This window comes from Bradyrhizobium sp. CCGUVB4N, assembly GCF_024199945.1.
Classification (GTDB): Bacteria; Pseudomonadota; Alphaproteobacteria; order Rhizobiales; family Xanthobacteraceae; genus Bradyrhizobium.
The window spans coordinates 8,753,774-8,773,497 of record NZ_JANADP010000001.1 but is presented as its reverse complement, the minus strand read 5'-3'; the positions used below and the strand labels follow the sequence as shown (position 1 = coordinate 8,773,497).

General features: G+C 64.6%; 11 protein-coding genes. 10 read left to right on the top strand and 1 reads right to left on the bottom strand.

The window, feature by feature from the left end:
- The first annotated feature begins 49 nt into the window (after window positions 1-49).
- Both NLM31_RS40900 and NLM31_RS40895 read left to right on the top strand, forming a co-directional pair.
- The gene (locus tag NLM31_RS40900; RefSeq protein ID WP_256561983.1) at window positions 50-7,147 is read left to right on the top strand and encodes a VCBS domain-containing protein; all 7,098 of its coding nucleotides are present in this window, start codon (window positions 50-52) and stop codon (window positions 7,145-7,147) included.
- A gap of 76 nt (window positions 7,148-7,223) precedes the next feature.
- Entirely contained in the window at window positions 7,224-9,458 is a 2,235-nt protein-coding gene (locus tag NLM31_RS40895) for a CHASE2 domain-containing protein (protein ID WP_254195880.1), read from the top strand.
- Window positions 9,459-9,764: 306 nt separating this feature from the next.
- Here the strand turns inward: NLM31_RS40895 and NLM31_RS40890 are convergent, their stop codons facing one another.
- The gene (locus NLM31_RS40890) at window positions 9,765-11,360 is read right to left on the bottom strand and encodes an ABC transporter substrate-binding protein (protein WP_254195879.1); all 1,596 of its coding nucleotides are present in this window, start codon (window positions 11,358-11,360) and stop codon (window positions 9,765-9,767) included.
- 212 nt (window positions 11,361-11,572) lie between these two features.
- Here NLM31_RS40890 and NLM31_RS40885 point away from each other — a divergent pair, with 212 nt between their 5' ends.
- From NLM31_RS40885 to NLM31_RS40850, 8 genes are all read left to right on the top strand, one after another.
- Entirely contained in the window at window positions 11,573-13,231 is a 1,659-nt protein-coding gene (locus NLM31_RS40885) for an ABC transporter substrate-binding protein (protein ID WP_254195878.1), read from the top strand.
- A gap of 190 nt (window positions 13,232-13,421) precedes the next feature.
- A complete protein-coding gene (locus tag NLM31_RS40880; protein ID WP_254195877.1) occupies window positions 13,422-14,375 on the top strand; it encodes an ABC transporter permease in 954 nt (317 codons plus the stop codon).
- A gap of 163 nt (window positions 14,376-14,538) precedes the next feature.
- Window positions 14,539-15,441: an ABC transporter permease gene (locus NLM31_RS40875; RefSeq protein WP_254134804.1), complete on the top strand. Its 903-nt coding sequence runs from the start codon at window positions 14,539-14,541 to the stop codon at window positions 15,439-15,441.
- Window positions 15,442-15,519: 78 nt separating this feature from the next.
- A complete protein-coding gene (locus tag NLM31_RS40870; protein WP_254195876.1) occupies window positions 15,520-16,566 on the top strand; it encodes an ABC transporter ATP-binding protein in 1,047 nt (348 codons plus the stop codon).
- Between the two features lie 11 nt (window positions 16,567-16,577).
- Complete coding sequence (locus tag NLM31_RS40865) at window positions 16,578-16,775, top strand: hypothetical protein (protein ID WP_254195875.1); 198 nt, start codon at window positions 16,578-16,580, stop codon at window positions 16,773-16,775.
- Window positions 16,772-18,187, top strand: a complete 1,416-nt coding sequence (locus tag NLM31_RS40860; RefSeq protein WP_254195874.1) for an amidase — start codon at window positions 16,772-16,774, stop codon at window positions 18,185-18,187. The genes NLM31_RS40865 and NLM31_RS40860 overlap by 4 nt, the downstream gene beginning before the upstream one ends.
- Window positions 18,184-19,158, top strand: a complete 975-nt coding sequence (locus NLM31_RS40855) for an ABC transporter ATP-binding protein (RefSeq protein WP_254195873.1) — start codon at window positions 18,184-18,186, stop codon at window positions 19,156-19,158. Before NLM31_RS40860 ends, NLM31_RS40855 begins: the two co-directional genes overlap by 4 nt.
- A 253-nt stretch (window positions 19,159-19,411) precedes the next feature.
- Window positions 19,412-19,681 (top strand): GlsB/YeaQ/YmgE family stress response membrane protein, encoded by a 270-nt coding sequence (locus tag NLM31_RS40850; protein ID WP_254134799.1) that lies wholly within the window; start codon window positions 19,412-19,414, stop codon window positions 19,679-19,681.
- Window positions 19,682-19,724 lie beyond the last annotated feature (43 nt).

The window sequence follows — 19,724 nt, the reverse complement described above, 5'->3', positions numbered from 1 at the left end:
CTTAGGCGGTGGATACTTACTTAGATTTTAACCCTTTTACGGTGCCCGGTTGAACTACGCTGGCAAATTTGACGCCGCGCTCTCTTTTGATGGCCATTCGAATGGCCACCACGTCGATTCATTTATAGCCAAAGCGCACGGCCACGTGCCCGAAGGCGCGGTCGTCGTTGCCGACCCCAACCTGATCTTCAACGGCGAGTTCAAGCGCACGGGTGTTGATCTCGTGCTGTCGCACGATGGCCATGAGTTCGTCGTTCACGATTATTTCAGGGGCGACAAGCGCGCCGCAATCGCCTCGCCCGATGGCGCCCATCTCACCGGCGACATCGTCAGCGCGCTTACGGGTTACGTCCAGGTCGCGCAGGCCGCGCCCGGTACCGCAGCGGCGCAGGTCATCGGCCACGTCACCAAGCTGACCGGTAGCGCGACCGCGGTCCGCAATGGCGTCTCGGTCATCCTGAACAACGGCGACAACGTCGAGAAGGGCGACGTGGTCTCGACCGGTTCGGACTCGACGCTCGGCGTGACCTTCATCGACGGCACCGTGTTCGGCCTGTCCTCCAACGCGCGGATGGTGCTGAATGAGATGGTCTACGACCCCAACGGGTCGAACAATTCCTCGCTGCTCAGCCTGGTCGCGGGCACCATCACCTTCGTTGCCGGCGAGACCGCCAAGCACGGCGACATGAAGATCGACACGCCGGTCGCCACCATGGGCATCCGCGGCACGGCGGTGCTGACCGAGATCAACTTCGTCGTTCCCGCAGGCGGCGGCGATCCTCAGCCGCAGGCGAACTTCCAGGTGCTGGTCGAGCCCAACGGCACCACCGGCTCCTACATCCTGTTCGACAAGTTGACGCTGCTGCCGATCGCGACGGTCAACCAGGCCGGCCAGATGATCCAGATCAGCGGCGGCAACGTCTCGATCACCAATGGGCTGCTGTCGCCGGACGTGCAGAAGCTGATCACGGACGTGTTCACGCTGAAGTTCACGGACAACAACACCAACACCAAGCTGACCACGAACTTCACCGACAGCATTACGCAGGACGGCAACAACCTCCTGATCAAGACGGCGAGCGGTGCGTCCGCGACGGCGATCTTCACCAACACTGTTAACGCCAATGGCTCCGGTTCGGGGCAAGGCGGGGGGGACAAGTCGGCCGACCGTATTCCTGGGCCGCCCGACGCGCGCATCCTCGATGCCAACGGCAATGTGACGACGGCGTTCGCGACGACCGAGCACGCGGGGGCGACCGGCGACCGCGCGGACACGACCGGCGCTCCCGTGTCTCCCGAAACGATCATCTTCCGGGTCAACTTCGTTGACCAAAACCTGGGCGACCGGCCGACGGTGTCGGTGAGCCTCGATGCATCAAACTACACCTATACCGACTCCGGCCATCACGACGTCACCGCCTCGCTCACGGCTCTCCAGAAGCAGGACATCGCGGCGACGCAGGTCCAGATCGCCGTCGCCGCCGACGCTGGCAACAACAACAACGGTTCGGCGACCCTGACCTACACGGTCCCCGATCACGCCTTCGATTTTCTGGGGGCCGGCGAAACGCTGACGCTGACCTACATGGTCAGCGTCAATGACAATTTCTCGGTCCAGCCCGAAGCCAGGACCATCCCGATCACCATCACGATCACCGGCACCAACGACAAGCCGGTGATTACTTCGGGCGTCCCGACCATCACGTTCTCGGGCGGCACCAGCGTCCCGGGTGGCCCGCTCACCAGCGAGGTCCCGACCTCGGGCACGCTGAGCTTCACCGATGTCGACCTCACCGATACGCACACCGTGTCGGTCAGCAAATTCAGTGCGGTGCTGCCCGGCGGGACGGTCCCCAAAGCCATCTCGGACTTCCTCGCGGGTGCCTTGCTGGTCTCGATCGCATCCGGCCACGACAGCACCGGGACCGGCACGGGATCGATCGACTGGTCGCTGAAAGACATCCCGGTCTACCTCGCCGACTTCATCCCGAAGGGTGAAGTGCTGACGGTGACGTACACCGTGACGGTCAAGGACTCGCAAGGCGCGACCTCGGACCAGACCGTTACGGTCACCATCACCGGCACCGATGCACCTGCCGTGGTGTGGATCGCGACGAACACCGAGGGATCTCCCGCGGGTGGCTTCTGGAAGGACGGCGCGAATTGGGAAACCGGCAACGCGCCGACGATCAATGACGACGTCATTGTCATCACCGATCAGTTGCACGGGCTGACGCCGTCCTATCCGGTCACGATCGACCTCGCGGCGTTCGGCAAGTCGCTGACGATGGATGACTACGACACGACGCGGAACCACACCGTGCCGGAGGTCATCAACCACAGCACGTTGACGCTCGCGGGCTCGCTCACGCTCAATGCCGACGCGAAGTTTACCAACGCCGCCGATGGCCAGGTTCTCGTCGGCGGCGCGATCGATGTCGAGACGATCACCAGGAAAACCGGTGAGGTCGTCGTCAATACCGTCACGATCACCAATGCGGGCACGCTCACGCTGGCCGCGGGCGGCGTGATCGATACCCTGACGACCATCGCCAATTCCGGCACGATCGAGCTTTCCGGCGGAACCCTGGCGCTGAAGACCGGCATTGCCAACACCGGCAACGTCAAGATCGATGCCGCCGGCAAGCTCACAGTCAACGGCGCGACAATCGACGGTGGTGCGACCCCCGTCTTCCACGGAATTCCGGGGGGCGAAGGTGGTGAGGGCGAGGGCACCGAGGGGACGGACATCGGCGGACTGCGCAGCGCCGGCACGGTCACGAACAACGGCGAGCTCGACCTCACCGGCAACGCCGTGCTCAGCAACGGCATCCTGAAGAACAACGGCACCCTCAATGTCAGCGGTACCGGCAACGCGCTCAACTACGAAGTGGTCACCAATGCCGGCACCATCGAGGTGCTCTCCGGCGCACTCACCATCGGTTCGGGATCGACGGTCGATAATTCCAGCGGCAACGTCATCGTCGACGCCGCGTTGACCCTGGACGGCGCGACGATCAGCGGCGGCGCCATCAAGGGCGCCGGCACGATCGACGTGACCAGCGACAGCACGATCGATGGCAATGCGACCCTCACCACGGGCCCCGTCACGGTCGAGAGCGATGTTACGCTGACGCTCGACGATGCCACTGTTGCGGGCACCGCGATCACCAACCACGGCACGGTCAAGGTCGACGGCAGCAGGAAGCTGACCTTGAAGGGCGCGGGCCTGACGGGCGGCACGCTGACGGTCTCCGGCACGCTGGATTCGACCGGCGCGACGACGATCACCAATGCCAATATCTGGAACTCCAATCTGCTGGAGTCGACGCTGGGCGGCCTGCTTGCGCTGGTCGCGACGACGTCCACCACTGCGATCACGAATGGCGGCACCCTCCGGGCGAATGGCGCCGAGCTCGACATCAACGGCGAAGCCGTCACCAACACCGGGACACTGGCTGCCATCAACGACGGCACGCTGAAGCTGATCTCGAACATCGTGACCAACACCGACGGTACGGTGTCGGTGGAGTCCGGCTCGACGCTCGATCTCCAGGCTGCGACGATCGACGGCGGCACCGTGACGATCGCGGGCACGCTGGAATCGACCGGCGCGAGCGCCATCGACAACGCCGACATCACGGTTGCCAGCACCGGCACGGTCTCCGTCACCAGCGGCACGCTGACGATCGATCCCACGACGAGCCACGCCATCACCAATCACGGGTCGATCAAGGCTGAGACCGGCGGCACGCTGAAGCTGACGGCTGCCACCATCACCAACGCCGGCGCCACGATCTCGGTCGACGGCACGTCGAAACTCTATCTGACCGACGTCTCGATCAATGGCGGCAGCCTCACCAATGCCGGCAATCTCTACAGCGTCGGCCTCAACACGGTCACCGGTGGCGTCACCAACACGGGCACCATCGAGGTCCAGAGCGGCACGCTGAGCCTGTCCGGCGGCATCACCGGCGTCGGTACGCTGATCATCGACGACAAGGCGACGCTCGCGCTCGGCGGCGCGGATGCGCAGACCGTCACCTTCGCCGGCGGCACCAATACGCTTGAGCTCGACAAGGTCGCCGGCCACAGCTTCACCGGCACCATCGCCGCCCAGTCGTCGACAGGCGGCACCTTCACGGTCACCGGTGATGCCGACATCACGACGTCGAAGGGCGATGCGCTCGACGTCACGGCGTCCGGCGGGACGAGCGACAATCGCGCCAACATCGTGCTGACGCCGACCGGCGCGCTGAGCGGCGCGAACAACGGCATTGTCGTCACCCAGAACGGCATCGGCGATATCTCGCTGACGACGGTTGGCGACGTCACCGGCAAGACTGGTGACGGCATCGTGCTGCACGACGGCGCGACCGGCGCAGGCAATATTACCGCGACCATCGGCGGCGCCGCGTCCGGCGCGGTCGGGCTCGACGTCGTCTCTTATGGCGGGGGCGCCGTCACCGTCGCCAACAACGGTCACATCACGGGCACGGTTTCGTTCGGCCTTCATGTCGACCAGGACGATTCCGGCGCGACCGGCTCGACGCACATCATCAACGCCGGCACGGTGGTCGGCGCCGATGGTGTCGCCGCGATCTCCATCCAGGAGAACACGACCGGGTCCGCGACGATCGACAATTCCGGCACGATCGGCCCCGACGGCGCCAGCGTGACCTCGACGTCCTACGCGATCGTCGAGACCGGTGGCGCGATCACGATCAACAACAGCGGCCACATCAACGGCAACATCTCGGTCGCAAGCGCCACGTTCGACAACAACGCCGGCGGCACCTGGACGGTCGCAGGCAGCGGCGTGTTCGGCGATGCGTCGTCGATCGTCAACCACGGCGACATCGATCTGCACGGTGCTTCGATTTCCGGGGCCGGGCTGAGCATCACGAATGACGCGACCATCGACAGCTGGGGTGTGGCGTCGATTTCGGGCACCATCACCAACACTGGAACCATCGAGGTCCATGACGGCGGTCTGTCGTTGCTCGGCTCGCTGTCCGGCTCCGGTTCGGTCACCGTCGACGCCGGCGCGACGCTCGAGGTCGAGGGCACGGTCTCGCAGACGATCACGCTGGCCGGCGACGGCGCCCACCTGCAGATTGATACCTCGACCTTCGGCGGATCGATCGCGGCGTTGTCCAAGACCGACACGATCGACCTGTCGACCATCAAGTACGGGCTCGGCACCAGCGCGGTTTACGTTGCCAACGCCGATGCCTCGACCGGCGGTGTGCTGACCGTGACGGACGCCTATGGTCACCACATCAGCCTGACGCTGACCGGCGCCGATTACAGCAACACGACCTTCGCAGGCAGCGATGACGGCACCGGCCACACGCTGATCACGGTCCATGCCACGGACGACGCGCCGGCCTTCACCGGCGGCGGAGTGCTGGCCGCGAGCGTCTCGGAGCAGGCGAACGCAACCGGCGACTTCTCCACGATCGATACCGCAACGCCTGCGACCGGCTCGGTCGACTTCACCGATATCGATCTGACCGACCTGCCGGCAGCCAAGATCACCGGCCAGGTCGTGACCTCGCTGGGGGCCGATCACAGCACCGACCTCACGGCATCGCTGACGCCCGGCGAGATCGCGGCGCTGGAAAATGCGTTGACGCTCCAGCAGACCGGCAAGAACAACGGCACGGTCACCTGGAGCTATTCGATCGCCGACGGTGCGCTGGATTTCCTCGGCCAGGACCAGACCGCGAAGGTCGTCTCGACTATCACGCTCGATGACGGCCACGGCCAGAAGACGACGGCCGACGTCACGATCACGATCACCGGCCAGAACGACGCGCCGACGCTGGCCGCGGTGACGACGGCGCCGCTCGTGGATACGGCTGTCGCCGATACCTTCTCCGATATCACGGGGACGCTGGTCGGGACCGATGCGGATCATGGCGAGACGGCGACGCTGAAATACGCCGTGCTCGATTCGCACAACAACGCGGTATCGGCTCTCGCCGGCCACTACGGCACGCTCACGGTCAACGCCAACGGCACCTACGACTATTCGCCCGATGCGACCGCGATCAACGCGCTGTCGGCAGGCTCCTATGTCGATATTTTCACGGTGCAGACCACCGACGCGCACGGCGCGACCGGCACCGCGACATTCACGGTGAACGTGACCGGCGCCAACGACACGCCGGTGCTGTCCGATGGCAGCCTCGGCAAGCTCACCGACACGGCCGCCGCCGACACTTTCTCCGACCTCACCGGCCACTTGGCCGGGACCGATGCCGATACCGGCGATACGCTGACCTATGCTCTGCTGAACTCGGATCATCACGCGACCAGCACCCTCACGGGTCACTATGGCGCGCTGACGCTCAACACCGACGGCAGCTACACCTACGTCCCCGATGCCGCCTCGATCAATGCGTTGCCTCAAGGCTCCTATTCGGATGCTTTCACCGTCCAGCTGACGGACTCGCATGGTGCCGCCACCACGGCGACATATACCGTGGACGTGACCGGTGCGGACGATGCGCCCGTCTTCAACCTCGACAAGATCAGCGTGACCCAGCTGGACGACGAACAGATCGTCGTTCACGGCCTCCAGGTCACCGATGTCGATGCCGCGGCCGATGAAACCTTCACGCTTCTTGCGACCGGCGCGAAGGCAGGCGATGTCAGTCCGTCGTCTGGCTCGGGTTCTCTTGCCGACATCAACACGATGCTGGGCACCCTGACCTACAATGAAGGCAGCGAAGAGCCTTCCACGGATACGGTCGCGCTCACCGTGACCGACGGCCACGGCGCGACCGATACGGTCAACCTGATTTTCAATCTCGCCGAGAGCGCGGACGATCACGTGAGCCTCACCGGCACGACCGGCAAGGATGTCTTCTTCGGGACCGGCTATCAGGAACAATTCGTGTTCGGGGCCAATTCGAACCACGATACGATCGTGAATTTCACGCCCAACCAGGATCACATCAACCTGACCGCGGTCGTGGCGACCGACATCGACGCCGCATGGATCGCGCAGCACGTCGCGGCTTCGCCGGCCAACTCCGCGGATACCCTGATCACGATCGATTCCGCCGACACGATCCTCCTGAAGGGCGTCAACGCCGCCAACCTCCACGCGAGCGACTTCATCGTCCATTCCGGATGATCGCCCGGACGGTGCCGATCGCCCACAGGTGCGTTCGGCGCTGCCATTGGCCGGCAATGCGTGATATTCATTCGGCATGAAACGTTTCAAGATCCTGCGGCGGTGGTTCGCGCGAAAGTTCGGCTTGGCGCGGCTGGTGTGCCTTGCGCTGCTGGTCGTCTTCGCCGGCTTGCGCGTCTGGGATCCGCCGCCGGTCCAGGAATTGCGGCTGCGCACCTTCGATCTGTTCCAGTTGATCGACCCGCGCCACAAGACGGTGCGGCCGGTCACCATCGTCGACATCGACGACAAGAGCCTCGCCAGGCTCGGCCAGTGGCCGTGGTCTCGCACGCGGATCGCGGATTTGATCATCAATCTCACCAACAACGGCGCGGTGGCGATCGGCTTCGACGTGGTGTTCTCGGAACCGGACCGGCTCAATCCCGAGCTGGTCGCCAACCAGATGCGCTATCTGGACGACGCCACGCGGATGAAGCTGAGCGAGCTGCCGAGCAACGACCAGATTCTCTCCGAAGCGATCAAGCGTTCGAAAGTCGTCCTCGGCGAAACCGGGCTGCCACAAGTCGAATCCGAACTCGACAAGACGCTCCCCTTCACCGGCGTCGCGACGGTCGGCGAGGAGAATGCCGAAAAATTCTTGTTTGAATTCCCCGGCCTGTTGCGCAACGTACCGGTGATCGAGAAGGTCGCCGCCGGTCGTGGCTTGTTCTCAATCAAGACCGAGCGCGACGGCTTCATCCGCCGCGTGCCGATGATCATGTGGGCCCAGGGCAATATCATGCCCTCGCTCAGCCTCGAGATCCTGCGGGTCGTCACGGGTACCCCGACACTGCTGGTTCGCACCGACAAGACCGGCATCCGCGCCATCCGCCTCAAGGGCGTCGAGATCCCAACCGACAAGAACGGGCAGCTCTGGGTGCATTACGCTCGCCGGGATCCTTCGATCTATGTGTCGGCAGCGGACGTGCTCGACAACACCGTGCCGCCCAGCAAGCTCGCCGGCAAGCTGGTGCTGATCGGCACCTCCGCGGCCGGGCTGAACGACATCAAGACCACGCCGGTGTCCTCGACCATGCCGGGCGTCGAGATTCACGCCCAGATACTCGAAAGCGTGCTGAGCGGCGGCGCGGTGATCTCGCAGCCGAATTATGCGCTCGGCATCGAGCTGCTGGCCGCGCTGATCATCGGCCTTCTCGTTATCATCTTCACGCCGAACCTTGGGCCGGTGCGGCTGGTGCTCGCGGGTGCGATGTTCGCCGCGGTGCTGGTCGGCACGTCCTGGTTCTACTACTGGCAGAAACGCTACCTCGTCGACTTCACCTATCCGCTGTTGTCGACCACCGCGATCTACCTGACCTTCATCTTCTCGAGCTTCGTGCGCGAGCAGCGGCAGCGCGTGCAGATCCGCGGCATCTTCGCGCAATATATGTCGCCGGTGCTGGTCGAGCAGCTCGCGCAATCGCCGGAGAAAGTCGTGCTCGGCGGCGAGGAGCGCGAGCTGACCATCATGTTCTCCGACGTGCGCGGCTTCACAACGATCTCGGAGAGCTACAAGCAGGATCCGCAAGGCCTGATCACGCTGATGAACCGCTTCCTGACGCCGCTCACCGACGTGATCATCGAGCAGAAGGGCTACGTCGACAAATACATGGGCGACGCCATCATGGCGTTCTGGAATGCGCCGCTCGACGATGCCGAACACCAGGTCAACGCCTGCGAGGCCGCGATCCAGATGCTCGAGAAGATCGATGTCGTCAACAAGGAGCGCGAGCAGGAAGCCGCCGAGGGCGGCCACGTCTACATCCCGCTCAACGTGGGCATCGGCCTCAACACCGGCATCGGCGTGGTCGGCAACATGGGCTCCGATCTGAAGAAGAACTATTCGGTGCTCGGCGACAGCGTGAACCTCGCGTCACGCCTGGAAGGCCAGACCAAGGAATATGGTTTTCCGATCATCGTCGGCTCCCGCACGGCGCTCGCCGCCAAGGAAAAGTTCGCGATCCTCGAGCTCGATTTCATCATGGTCAAGGGCAAGACCGAGCCCGAGGTGATCTACGCCATCGCCGGCCGCGAGGACGTGATGCAGTCGGCCGCGTTCCAGCGCCTGCGCAACATCACCATCGAGATGCTCAGCTGCTACCGCGGCCGCGACTGGCAGGGCGCGCAGGACGCCATCGAGCGCGGCCGCCGCAGCGAGGACGCCGACACGCTGGAAAAGCTGTTCAAGCTGTACGAAGCGCGGATCAAGGAATTCAAGGCCAATCCTCCGCCGGAGGGCTGGTCGGGAGCGTACGCGCTGCTGACGAAGTAGGGTTGAGGTGCTTCGCTCGGGCTAAAACACCGGTGTCGTCCCGGCGAAAGCCGGGACCCATACTCCGCAGCAGAATTTGTTGCGCGAGATCGGAGTTGACGATCTTCGCCAAACTCAATCCTGTGGTTATGGGTCCCGGCTTTCGCCGGGACGACGCCTGAGTTTGACGCGCCGTGTGTGGCCTCACCATCAGCTCCCGTAGGGTGGGCAAAGGCGCGCATGCGCCGTGCCCACGTCTTCTTAACCGCGGCAATTGGTGGGCACGCTTGCGCTTTGCCCACCCTACGGCAGCTGTGCTTGCCCCCCTCACTCCACCCCGATCGTCGTCAGGTCCTGGAACCAGTGCTGTGCCTGCACGAACTGCTTTACCTTCGGCGATAGCGCGTGCGGATTGGTGTCGTGGACGACCCAGACCAGCACGGCATCGTCGACGATCAACGCGTGCGCCTGGGCGATCAGATCGTCCTGCTTGGCGGTATCAAACGTCTGCTTGGCCTCGTTGATCAGCGCGTCCACCTTCGGGTTCTTGTAGCCGCCCCAGTTGACGCCGACCGGCGCGATCTGGTCGGAGGCGAAGAAGCGGACGATGGCATAGAGCGGGTCCGAGGTGACATAGGCGATGTTGTTGGCGGTGATGCCGGCGTTCATTTCGTCGGCGGCGCCCTTGCGCCAGTGGGTATAGAGCGTCTCGAGCTCGACCACCTTGAACTCGATGTCGATGCCGATCTCCTTGAAGCTTTGCTGCAGGAACTCGTTCATCGGCAACGACAGCATCTGGCCGGTGCCGCCCTGGGCGATGATGAAGGTGGCCTTCAGAGGCTTCGCCTTGGAGTAGCCGGCCTCCTCGACCAGCTTCTTGGCGGCAGCGAGATCATATTTGATCTCGAAGCTCGGCTTGCCGAACCACGGGCTCGACGGGTCGACCTGGCCTCTGGCGGGTTTGGCGAGGCCATTCATCAGGCCGACGACTTCGTCACGGTTGATCGCGAGGTTCAGCGCCTTGCGCAGCCGGATGTCGGTCCAGGGCGAGCCCGGCAGCACGCTCAGATGATAATTCCAGACATGCGGCGTGACGTTGTCGACGATCTTCATGCCGGCGGCCTTCAACTGCGGCACGGCATCCGGCGCCGGCGTCTCGATCAGATCGACCTGGCCTGCGAGCAGTGCATTGGTGCGTGTCAGCGCCTCCGGCATCGGCACCAGCACGATCTTGTCGACCTTGGGACTACGCTTCGGATTCCAATAGTCCGGATTCTTGCTGAGCTCGGCGAGCTCGCGCGGCACCAGTTTCGTCAGCTTGAACGGGCCGGTGCCGGAGGGCTGGCTTGCGAACTTGTCCCAATCCTTGCCGAGCTTTTCATATTGCGCCGGGCTCGATACCAGGAACCACAGCATCTGATAGGGAAAGAAGGAATCCACGGTCTTGGTCGTGATCTCGATGGTGAAGTCGTCGATCTTGGCGTAGCTGGCGACCGAGGGCAGGCGGGTCTTCACCTGCGCGCTCTGGCGCTTGTCGAATTGCGGCGCCTTGTCGTTCAACACCTTGTCGAGATTCCAGATCACCGCGTCGGCGTTGAACTCGCTGCCGTCGTGAAACTTCACGCCTTTGCGCAAGCTGAAGCGCCATTTGGTCTTGTCGGTGTCATCCACCTTCCACTCGGTCGCGAGTCCCGGCACCAGCTTGCCCGGGCGGTCGGCGACGTCCATTTCCCACGCAACCAGCGGATCGTAGATCGTGTAGGCCGTGAACTGATAGGCGCCGGCACCGCGGTCGGGCTGGCCCGTCGTCAGCGGAATGTCCGCCATCGAGATGCCGTAGCGCACCACCGTTTCGGCGCGCGCCGGGATTGCCGATAACGCCAGCGCAAGCACCGCGAGACAGGTCGATAAACGAATACGCATGGCCCAAAGCTCCCAGAGAAGATTGGGTCCAAACTTGCAATCTTGATGCCAGAATAGGCAGCGCGGCTGCTCAGCCTTCCCGCGATCACAAGGACTTGTCGTCGCAGGGCTAATTTGCAGAATAAGTTTCTCCTTGGCATCGCCATTGCGGATCATTTGGCACAGCCATTGCATCAAAATTAATCATTGAAAGCCGGAAGAGGACTGAGGCAATGCTTATCAAGACAACCGCGCGCGCAGCGCTGATCGCGGCGCTAGCCCTGACGACGGCGGCCGCATGGCCGCGCGCTGCCAGCGCCGAAACCGTGCTGCGCATCGGCATGACGGCTGCCGATATTCCGCGCACGCTCGGTCAGCCCGACCAGGGTTTTGAAGGCAATCGTTTCACCGGCGTCACCATGTATGACGCGCTCACCGGCTGGGACCTGTCGTCCGCCGAGAAGGCCAGCGTGGTGATCCCCGGGCTCGCGACCGAGTGGAAGGTCGATGACGCCGACAAGACCAAATGGACCTTCAAGCTGCGCCCCGGCGTCACCTTCCACGACGGCACGCCGTTCAATGCGGACGCGGTGGTCTGGAACGTCGACAAGGTGTTGAAGCAGGACGCGCCGCAATTCGACGCCAGCCAGGTCGGCGTCACCGCATCTCGCATGCCGACGCTGGCGTCCGCAAAGAAGATCGACGACATGACGGTCGAGCTCACCACCAAGGAGCCCGACAGTTTCCTGCCGATCAATCTCACCAACCTCTTCATGGCGAGCCCGGCGAAGTGGCAGCACTTCTACGACAAGGCGGAAGGCGCCGACGCCAAAGCGAAGTCGCAGGCGGCCTGGACTGCCTTCGCCAAGGACGCCGCGGGCACCGGCCCGTGGAAGATGGCGAGCTTCACGCCGCGCGAGCGGCTCGAGCTGGTGAAGAACGCGGATTATTGGGACAAGGCCCGCGTGCCCAAGATCGACAAGATGGTGCTCTTGCCGATGCCGGAAGCCAACGCGCGCACCGCGGCGCTGCTGTCCGGACAGGTCGACTGGGTCGAGGCGCCGGCGCCGGATGCGCTGCCCGAGCTCAAGCAGCGCGGCTTCAAGCTCTACGCCAATGAGCAGCCGCATGTCTGGCCGTGGCAGTTCTCGCGCGTCGAGGGCTCGCCCTGGAACGACATCCGCGTCCGCAAGGCCGCTAATCTCTGCGTGGATCGCGAAGGCCTCAAGGACGGGCTGCTGGCAGGGCTGATGGTGCCGGCGACCGGCACCTTCGAGCCCGGCCATCCCTGGCGCGGCAAGCCGACCTTCGAGATCAAGTATGACAAGCCGGCTGCGCAGAAGCTGATGCAGGAGGCAGGTTTTGGTCCGAACAAGAAGCTGACGGTGAAGATCCAGACCTCGGCATCCGGCTCGGGCCAGATGCAGCCGCTGCCGATGAACGAATATCTCCAGCAGGCGCTCGCCGAATGCTATTTCGACGTGCAGCTCGATGTCATTGAGTGGAACACGCTGTTCACCAACTGGCGCCGCGGCGCCAAGGATCCCTCGGCCAACGGCGCGAACGCGACCAACGTCACCTATGCGGCGATGGACCCGTTCTTCGCGCTGGTGCGCTTCCTGCAATCGAGCATGGCACCGCCGGTCTCGAACAATTGGGGTTTTATCAACAATCCCAAGTTCGATGAGCTGGTGAAGAAGGCGCGGCAGACTTTTGATCCCGCCGCGCGTGACGCCGCGCTCGCCGAGCTGCACGCAGCCTCCGTCGACGACGCGGCCTTCCTCTACGTCGCCCACGACGTCGGCCCGCGCGCCATGAGCCCGAAGGTCACCGGCGTGGTCCAGCCGAAAAGCTGGTTCATCGACTTCTCGCCGATCTCGATGACGCCGTGAGGTGAGCACGCTGGTAGGGCTCCCCTCCCCCTTGCGGGGAGGGGTTGGGGAAGGGGGTCCACACGGGCGGTCCCTGTGTGGCCACCCCTCTCCCTAACCCTCCCCCGCAAGGGGGGAGGGAACCCTCGCATCTCGCGTCCCTTACTCAAGCCCGCGCACCGTATTGTGCAACATCTCGTTAGGTTACCCAGTGCTCGCCTACATCGCCAGACGCATCGTCTATGTCATCCCGATCGTCATCAGCGTGGCGCTGGTGTGCTTTCTGCTCGTGCACATCACGCCGGGCGATCCGCTGGTCGCGGTGCTGCCGGCCGATGCCTCGCAGGAGCTCGCCGCGCAGCTCCGCGCCGCCTACGGTTTCGACCGGCCGCTGCCGGTGCAGTTCGGCCTGTGGCTCCTGCGCGCGCTGCATGGCGATCTCGGCAATTCCATCGCGACCGGGCGGCCCGTGCTCGCGGAAGTCATGCGCGCGGTCGGTAACACCGTCACGCTGGCGATTGCGGCCGCCATCATCGGCTTCACCATGGGCATCCTGCTCGGCCTGATCGCCGGCTACTTTCGCGAGACCTGGATCGACAAGATGGCAACGTCGTTTGCCATCGCCGGCGTCTCGGTGCCGCATTACTGGCTCGGCATGGTGCTGGTCATCATCTTCTCGGTGGAGCTGAACTGGCTGCCCGCGGTCGGCGCGGGGCCCGGCGGCTCGGCCGCCTGGGCCTGGGATTGGGAGCACCTGAAATATCTCGTGCTGCCCGCGATCACGACGTCGGTGATTCCCATGGGCATCGTTACCCGCACCGTACGCGCGCTCACCGGCGATATCCTCAGCCAGGATTTCGTCGAAGCCTTGCGCGCAAAGGGCCTGCACGAAACCGGCGTGTTCCGCCACGTCATCAAGAATGCCGCACCCACCGCGCTCGCCGTGATGGGGCTTCAGCTCGGTTACATGCTCGGCGGCTCGATCCTGATCGAGACCGTGTTCTCCTGGCCGGGCTCGGGCTTCCTGCTCAACTCGGCGATCTTCCAGCGCGACCTGCCGCTGCTGCAGGGCACGATCCTGGTGCTGGCGCTGTTCTTCGTCTTCCTCAATCTGCTGGTCGACATCGCGCAAGCCGCGATCGACCCGCGCATCAAGCGGGGCTAGCGGGGATGACGCACCACACATTCAGTGTCGTCCCGGCGAAGGCCGGGACCCATAACCCCGGCAGGAGATTGTGGGACGAGATGGTCACCACGAGTCATCGCCAAACTACTTTTCGTGGCTATGGGTCCCGGCTTTCGCCGGGACGACGGCGGAAATTGCGCCAATGAGCGAGCTTCCATTATCCGCCGCCGCCGATGCCGCGCTGCAGGCCGCACCCGCGACCAAGGCGCGCGGTTATTGGGCAACCGTCGGCCGCCGTATCCTGCGCGACAAGGTCAGCATGGCCTGCGCGCTGGTGCTGCTGCTGATCTTCCTCTCCGCGATCCTCGCGCCCTGGCTCGGTCTCGAAGATCCCTACAAGGGCTCGATGATCCGCCGCCTCCGCCACATCGGCACGGTGGGCTACCCGCTCGGCACCGACGAGCTCGGCCGCGACATGCTGGCGCGGCTGATCTATGGCGGGCGGCTGTCGCTGGTGATCGGCATCCTGCCCGTGATCCTCGCCTTCTGCATCGGCACCTCGCTTGGCCTCGTTGCCGGCTATGTCGGCGGCAAGCTCAACACTGCGATCATGCGCACGATCGACGTGTTCTACGCCTTCCCCTCCGTGCTGCTGGCGATCGCGATCTCTGGCGCACTCGGCGCCGGCATCCTCAACTCCATCGTGTCGTTGACCGTGGTGTTCGTGCCGCAGATCACCCGCGTCGCCGAAAGCGTCACCACCGGCGTGCGCAACATGGATTTCGTCGAGGCCGCGCGCGCCTCGGGCGCGGGTCCCTTCACCATCATGCGGGTGCACATCCTCGGCAACGTGCTGGGTTCGATCTTCGTCTATGCGACGAGCCTGATCTCGGTCTCGATGATTCTGGCCGCCGGTCTCTCCTTCCTTGGTCTCGGCACCAAGCCGCCGGAGCCGGAATGGGGCCTGATGCTCAACACCCTGCGCACCGCGATCTACGTCAACCCCTGGGTGGCGGCCTTGCCGGGCGCGATGATTTTTGCGGTCTCGATCTGCTTCAATCTGCTCTCGGACGGCCTGCGCAGCGCCATGGACATCAGGAACTGAGATGATGAGAAAGACGCGGTTCGCCACGGCGACGGTGCCACACCTCTCCCCGATGGGGAGAGGTGGGAGATCGCGGCTATGATCGAGACCACTCCATCCGTCGCCATGCTGGAGCCCGTCGAAGACGTCGGCGGCGTCGCGCAGCCGCTGCTGCAGGTCAACGGCCTGACGAAACATTTCCCTGTTCGCGGCGGTCTGTTCGCCGCCAAGCGCACCGTGCGTGCGGTCGACAATGTCTCCTTTTCCGTGGCGAAGGGCGAGACCGTCGGCATCGTCGGTGAATCCGGCTGCGGCAAGTCGACCACCGCGCGCCTGCTGATGCACCTGATGCCGCGCGACACCGGCGACATCATCTATGACGGCATGACCGTCGGCCAGTCGCTATCGCTGCGGGAGTTGCGCCGCGGCATGCAGATGGTGTTTCAGGACTCCTATGCGTCGCTCAATCCGCGCCTGACCATCGAGGAATCGATCGCCTTTGGTCCGAAAGTCCACGGCATGGCCGATGGCGCGGCGCGCGTGCTGGCGCGCGAGCTGCTCGGCAAGGTCGGCCTGCGTCCCGAAAATTTTGCCAACCGCTATCCGCACGAGATCTCCGGCGGCCAGCGCCAGCGCGTCAACATCGCGCGCGCCCTGGCGCTGTCGCCGCGGCTGGTGATCCTGGATGAAGCCGTCTCCGCGCTCGACAAATCCGTCGAGGCGCAGGTGCTCAATCTGTTGGCCGACCTCAAGCGCGAGTTCGGCCTGACCTATCTCTTCATCAGCCACGACCTCAACGTCGTGCGCTACATCAGCGACCGTGTGCTGGTGATGTATCTCGGCGAGGTGGTCGAGCTCGGCCCGGTCGATCAGGTCTGGGACCAGCCGGCCCATCCCTATACGCGTGCGCTCCTGGCTGCGATGCCGTCCTCCGATCCGGACCGCCGCACCGAGAAGCCGCCGATCTCGGGCGATCCACCCAATCCGATCGACCCGCCCGCGGGCTGCCGCTTCCACACGCGTTGCGCGTTTGCGGAGCCGCTCTGCGCAAATGCTGCACCAAAGCTCACGGCCGTGGATAAGATGGGCCACGAGGCCGCGTGCTACATGGCGATTCCGGGTTCAGGCCATAGCCGCGCGCCCTGAGAGGAAACCGCATGACGAGACCAACGACAAAAGAAATCCAGGCGACGGCTCAAGTCGCCGGTGTTCCCGTGAATGACGAGATCGCGACGCGCATCTCAAATTCCATCGGGTCGGCCTTCGAAGGTTTTGCGGCGATCGCCGGCACGCTGCCGTTCGACCTCGAGCCCGCGCTCTATCCGCTCGCCCAGACGCAGAAGGTGTCGAAATGAGCACCGAGCCTACCCTGATGACGCTCACCGAGGTCGCGCGTGCGATCGCGATGAAGCAATTGTCCTCCCATGAGGTGACGCGCGCGCTACTGCACCGCATCGCGCAATGGCAGCCGCATCTCAACGCCTTCATGTCGATCGAGTCGGAGGCGGCGCTGAAGGCCGCCGATGCCGCCGACGCCGCGCTCGCCAAGGGCGAGGTCCGTGGTCCCCTGCATGGCGTGCCGCTCGCGCACAAGGACATGTACTACGACGCAGGCCACGTCGCGACCTGCGGCTCGCTGATCCGCCGCGATTTCGTTCCGTCCGTCACGTCCACCGCCTTGCAGCGCTTGAAGGATGCGGGCCAGGTTCGCCTCGGCACCCTGCATCTGGCCGAGTTCGCCTATGGCCCGACCGGCCACAACGCCCATTACGGCCCGGTGCGCAATCCCTGGAACGTCGCGCATATCACCGGCGGTTCGTCCTCGGGCTCCGGCGCGTCGGTCGCGGCGCGGATGAATTATGCGGCGCTGGGCTCCGACACCGGCGGCTCGATCCGCATGCCCGCGCATTTCTGCGGCGTCACCGGATTGAAGACCACCGTCGGTCGCGTCAGCCGCGCCGGTGCGATGCCGTTGTCGCAATCGCTCGACACCGTCGGGCCGCTCGCGCGCACTGCGGAAGATTGCGCACTGCTGCTGGCGCTGATGGCGGGCCTCGACCCCGAGGATTCGACCACGAGCCATGAGCCGCTGTCGGACTATGTCGCGGCGACCAAGGGCTCGCTGAAGGGCCTCAAGATCGGCGTGCCCGCGTCGTTCTATGTCGACGATCTCGATAGCGAAGTCGCACGCGTGCTGGACGAAACCATCGCGGTGCTCAAGCGCGAGGGCGCCGACATCCTCACGGTCGAGCTGCCGGACCAGCGGCAATTGCAGGCGGCGAGCCAGCTCGTGCTCGCGGCCGAAGCCGCTGCCTTCCACAAGCGCTGGATGATCGAGCGGCCGCAGGACTATGGCGCGCAGACGCTGATGCGGTTGCAAAACGGCCTCGCCGTTCCCGCCATCACCTACCTCGAGGCGATGCGCTGGCGCGGCCCGGCACTCGCGGCGCACAATGCGGCCGCCGCAGGCGTCGACGCGATCATCGCACCGGCCTCGCCGATTCCTGCGCCGACGATCGAGGAGAGCGATGTGGGCGGTGGACCGAATGCGCCGGCGCTGTTGCAGCGGATCACGCTGTTCACCCGTCCGGTGAACTTCCTCGGCCTGCCGTCGCTCACGGTGCCTTCGGGCTTCACCAGGAGCGGCCTGCCGATCGGCATGCAGCTGATCGGCCGCTCCTTCGATGAAGCGACCTTGCTGACCATCGGCGCCGCCTTCCAGCGCGTCACCGACTATCACGACCGGGTACCCCAACTGCCGTCATGACAAAGCTCGTCGAGATCTCAGGCCTCAACATCCGCTTCACCGGGGAGCGCACGGTTTATGCCGTGAACGATCTCAATCTCTCGCTCGGTGATGGCGAGGTGCTGGGCCTGCTCGGCGAATCCGGCTCGGGCAAGAGCGTGACCCTGCGTGCGCTGATGCGGCTGCTGCCGAAGAAGCGCACGCAGATCTCAGGGACGGTCAACGTGATGGGCCGTGACGTGCTCGCGATGAACGACGAGGAGCTGTCGTCGTTCCGCGGTCAGACGGTGTCGATGATCTTTCAGGAGCCGGCACTGGCGCTCGATCCGGTCTACACCATCGGCGCGCAGATCGCCGAAAGCGTCGTGCGCCACGAAGGCAAGTCTTATGCGGAGGGCAGGGCACGGGCGCTGGAGATGCTCGAGGTCGTGCGCATCCCGTCGGCCAAGCGAAGGTTAGATGCCTATCCGCACGAAATGTCCGGCGGCATGCGCCAGCGCGCGATGATTGCGCTCGCGCTCGCCTGCCGGCCAAAAATCCTGCTGGCGGACGAGCCGACCACGGCGCTCGATGCCACCGTGCAGATCCAGATCCTGCTGCTGCTGCGCGAGCTGCAGCGCGAGTTCGGCATGTCCGTCATCTTCGTGACCCATGACATCGGCGTCGCCATCGAGATCTGCGACCGCGTCGCGGTGATGTATGCCGGCCAGATTGTGGAGCAGGGTAGTCTGCGCGACATCGTTCGCTCCCCGGTGCATCCCTACGCCAGGGGCCTGCTCGCCTCGACCATCCACGGCGCCAGGCGGGGCCAGCGGCTGGAGACCATCCCCGGCACCCCGCCGTCGCTGGCCGAGAAACCCCACAATTGCTCCTTCGCCCCCCGCTGCAAGCTCGCCGAGCCGCGCTGTGTCGAACAACTGCCTGCGAATGTGGAGGTCGGCCCGGGCAGGGCAGCAAGGTGCGTGCTGGCGGAGCCGGTGGCGGCGCCGTAGCGCCCAAGAGATTCAGCGCATCCATCGCCTCGTGCACCACTGCGCTCCCTCCCCCCTTGCGGGGGAGGGCGGGGGAGAGGGGTAGCCACGAACTCAGACCTCGCTTGCGTCCCCCACTTTTTCACCCCCCGCTCTACTGTGCATGGGGTTGTTTTCGCGGTTCCTGTCTGAGCGTCCCCTCCGGGAACCATTCAGACCCCATTCATCCCGGTTCCGGTTCCATGGCCCGGTTAATGGAGAGGGACTTCAACTTATGTACATTTCTGGCCAAAGCCTCATCGTCATCCTGTTCGTCGGCCTGGTCGCCGGCTGGCTCGCCGGCAAGGTCGTGCGCGGCAGCGGGTTCGGCATCATCGGCGACATCGTGATCGGCATCGCCGGCGCGTTTGTCGCGAGCTTCCTGTTCCCGAAGCTCGGCATCCATATTGGCGTCGGGCTGGTCTCGGAGATCATCTTTTCCGCCATCGGCGCCATCATCCTGCTGCTGGTGGTGCGGCTGGTGCGCGGCGGTGGCCGGCTCTAGGCCGTTCGACTGATCGGAACCGGCGCCTCTCCCCCGCGACCCT